Origin of the sequence: Leucobacter sp. M11, from assembly GCF_035726885.1 — a bacterium.
In the GTDB taxonomy this organism is placed as follows: Bacteria; Actinomycetota; Actinomycetes; order Actinomycetales; family Microbacteriaceae; genus JAPFRB01.
Window position 1 is genome coordinate 381043 of record NZ_JAPFRB010000002.1, and the last position, 1707, is coordinate 382749.

At 71.8% G+C, this 1707-nt stretch carries 2 protein-coding genes; both read right to left on the reverse strand.

The genetic code is table 11. The annotated features are described in order from the left end of the window. Positions 1-73 precede the first annotated feature (73 nt). A complete protein-coding gene (locus OOT08_RS06095; RefSeq protein ID WP_325091693.1) occupies positions 74-832 on the reverse strand; it encodes a DUF1684 domain-containing protein in 759 nt (252 codons plus the stop codon). A 130-nt stretch (positions 833-962) separates the two neighbouring features. Further along, positions 963-1655 (reverse strand): CE1759 family FMN reductase, encoded by a 693-nt coding sequence (locus tag OOT08_RS06100; protein ID WP_325091694.1) that lies wholly within the window; start codon positions 1653-1655, stop codon positions 963-965. Positions 1656-1707: the final 52 nt, after the last annotated feature.

The following is a 1707-nucleotide window of genomic DNA, read 5'->3' on the forward strand; positions in this document are numbered from 1 at the left end:
CGCTTCGGGAAAGCGGGGCGGAAGGGATTCTTCACGGGTGTTCTCCTGGGATGGGCTCGGAACGAGGGTGGATTTACAGCGCGTAGATGTCGAAGCCGTCGCGGAACACGACCTGCTTCTCGCCCGCGCGCACGGGCTCGGGGAACCGGTTCTGCGCGGGCGGCATCGGGCAGTTGTACTGCACCGAGAAGCCGCAGGGCGGAACGAAGGCGCGGTTGAAGTCGAGCAGCACCGTGCCGGGGTCGCCGAAGGCGGCGTTATCGGCGCGCTGCACGAAGAGGAAGCGCCCGGCGCCGTAGGTGGCGTCGTCGCCCTGGGCGGTGTTCGTCGGGTCGCCGAAGACGAGCAGGAGCGTGCCGCCGTCGTCGAAGGCCGCGAAGCGGTAGTCCACGCCGTCTCGGGAGAAGGTGATATCGCCGGGGACGACGAGGTCGCGGGTCCCGCCGTTGTCCCGGATGTGCTCGAAGGGCACGGTGCGGTCCGCGGCCACGGGGGTGAACCGGGCGGTGATGACCCAGGCGGGGTCGTAGTCGAAGGCGCTGATGCGGTCGAAAGCGCGGATCGCGGGCGAGGCCGCGTCCCAGACGCGCAGGCCGTGCTCGGCCGCGCCCGTGTCGATGTTTTTCCGCGCGAGCGGGGTCACGGTGACGCCCTGTGGGGCCTGGGCCTGCTCGGCGACCGTGTCCGGGATCTCGCCGGCCGGCAGCCAGCGGGTCTCCACGAGCGCGAGATTGCCGGTCGGGCCGGTCACGGACTCGGTGCGCTGGACGCGCCAGGCGTCGTGGGCCGCGCGGTCCGCGGACAGGGCGATGGGGGGCTGAACGTCACTCATAATGAATCCTATTAAAATACATAAGCGCAGCGAATGCGAACTGTGACGATCCGTGACGGCCCCGGGCGGAGCCCGAACCGGCCGGACCGGGCGCCCCGCGCCCCGAAACGGCGACGCGGGGCCGGGCGGCTCAGGGGCGCTCGCCCGCGAACTGCTGCATGAGCGCGGCGAAGCCGTCGTGCTCGGCGCGCTTCTCGGCCTCGCGCTGGGCGCCGGTCGTGAAGTCCGCGGCGGTGGCCGCGATGGTCGGGGCGACCTGCGCGGCCGTCCCCTCGGCCTGGCCCGTGCCCCGGCGGAGCGCGGCGAGCAGCTCCCCGGCCCCGCGGGCGATGCGGTGCTCCAGGCCGCCCTCGACGTTTTTCCCGCCCCACTCCTCGGTGGCCGCGAAGATGCCCGTGGCCACGGGCAGCGCCTTGAGGTAGGCAAACAGGGGGCGCATCGCGAAGTCCACGGCGAGGGAGTGCCGGGCGGTGCCGCCCGTCGCCCCGAGGAGCACGGGGGTGCCCGAGATGGCCTCCGCCTCGACGAGGTCGAAGAAGGACTTGAAGAGCCCGGCGTAGGAGGCGTTGAAGATGGGCGTGACCGCGACGATGCCGTCCGCGGCGGCGATGAGCTTGAGCGCGCGGTCAAGCTCGGGCTCGGCGTAGCCGGTGACCAGGTGGTTGGCGATCTGTCCGGCCAGTTCGCGCAGCTCGATCACCTCGACGGCAACCTCGCCCGGGCCCGCCTGGTGCGCGAGGTGGTGCGCGATGCGGTCCACGAGCATCCGGGAGCTGGAGGGCACCCCGAGCCCGGCGTGCACGGCGGCGATGGTGACGGTCATGGCGTTGCTTCTTTCTGGGTCTGGGCTGGTGCGTTGGTCTGGCTTTGTGCGT

Excerpts from the sequence above, each read along its gene's own strand:
- OOT08_RS06095 (WP_325091693.1), bottom strand. The coding sequence starts at position 832 with ATGAGTGACGTTCAGCCCCCCATCGCCCTGTCCGCGGACCGCGCGGCC.
- OOT08_RS06100 (WP_325091694.1), bottom strand. The coding sequence starts at position 1,655 with ATGACCGTCACCATCGCCGCCGTGCACGCCGGGCTCGGGGTGCCCTCC.